This is a genomic window from Dietzia sp. SYD-A1 (assembly GCF_015356725.1).
In the GTDB taxonomy this organism is placed as follows: Bacteria; Actinomycetota; Actinomycetes; order Mycobacteriales; family Mycobacteriaceae; genus Dietzia.
Genome location: NZ_JADDKI010000676.1, coordinates 1 through 876, shown reverse-complemented (window position 1 = coordinate 876; position 876 = coordinate 1). Strand labels below are relative to the sequence as shown.

Genomic DNA, 876 nt, shown 5'->3' with positions numbered 1-876 from the left:
GGGCGGTGGGGTCGCGGGAGCGGACGACAGGGACGGCGGGCGGGGTGTCAGAGCCAGGCGACGTGCGGGGCGAGCACCGCGTAACCCACGAACGCGACGACGTCCAGGAGTGTGTGCGCCAAAATGAGCGGCCACAGCCGTCGGGTCCGCATCCACCACAGGGCGAACACGATCCCCATCGCGAGGTTGCCCAGCCCCCCGCCGAAGCCCTGATAGAGGTGGTAGGACCCCCTCAACAGCGCGGTGCCCACGAGTGCGACGGCGGGCGGGATCCCGAGTTGGCGCAGGCGCACGAGCAGATAACCCACAACGAGGATCTCCTCGGCGGCACCGTTGCCCGCGGCCGACAGGACCAGCACGATCGGGCGCCACCACGTCTCCGTGAGTCCGGACCCCGCCACCTGCAGGTTGATCCCCGCCGCCACAGCGCCCAGGTAGAACGCGAGCCCGGGGATGCCGATCACGGCGGCCAGGGCGATCCCCCACGCGATCTGCCGGCCGGCGCGGTCCCGGACGAGCCCGACCGCCCGGGGGCCGAGCCCGGAGTGCGCGAGCAGGACCAGCGGCAGCACCGACCACGCCAGTAACCGCAGTACCGCGAGGAGCTGGTACGCCACATCGAGCCACGCGTGCTCCGAGCGCGAGGGGTTGAGGGTGGCGGTCTGTCCCGCCAGGGGTTCCGGGGCGAGCAGCGCCGACGCGAGATCGAGGACCGAATACAGGCCGGCCAGGCCGAAGGTCACCAGGAGGACGACGACGAGTTCGACCACCAACAGCCGGCGGGTGCGGGGGTCGGTGACCGGGTCGTACCTCGAGGCGTAGCACCGGAACGCCTCCCGCGGCGAGAGCGCCCGCCGCGCGCGACCCGCCGCCCGC

At 72.9% G+C, this 876-nt stretch carries 1 protein-coding gene; it reads right to left on the bottom strand.

The window, feature by feature from the left end:
• Positions 1-47 precede the first annotated feature (47 nt).
• Positions 48-876, bottom strand: an 829-nt coding sequence (locus IY392_RS18555; protein ID WP_309234219.1) for a CPBP family intramembrane glutamic endopeptidase, incomplete at its 5' end; no start/stop codon positions are given.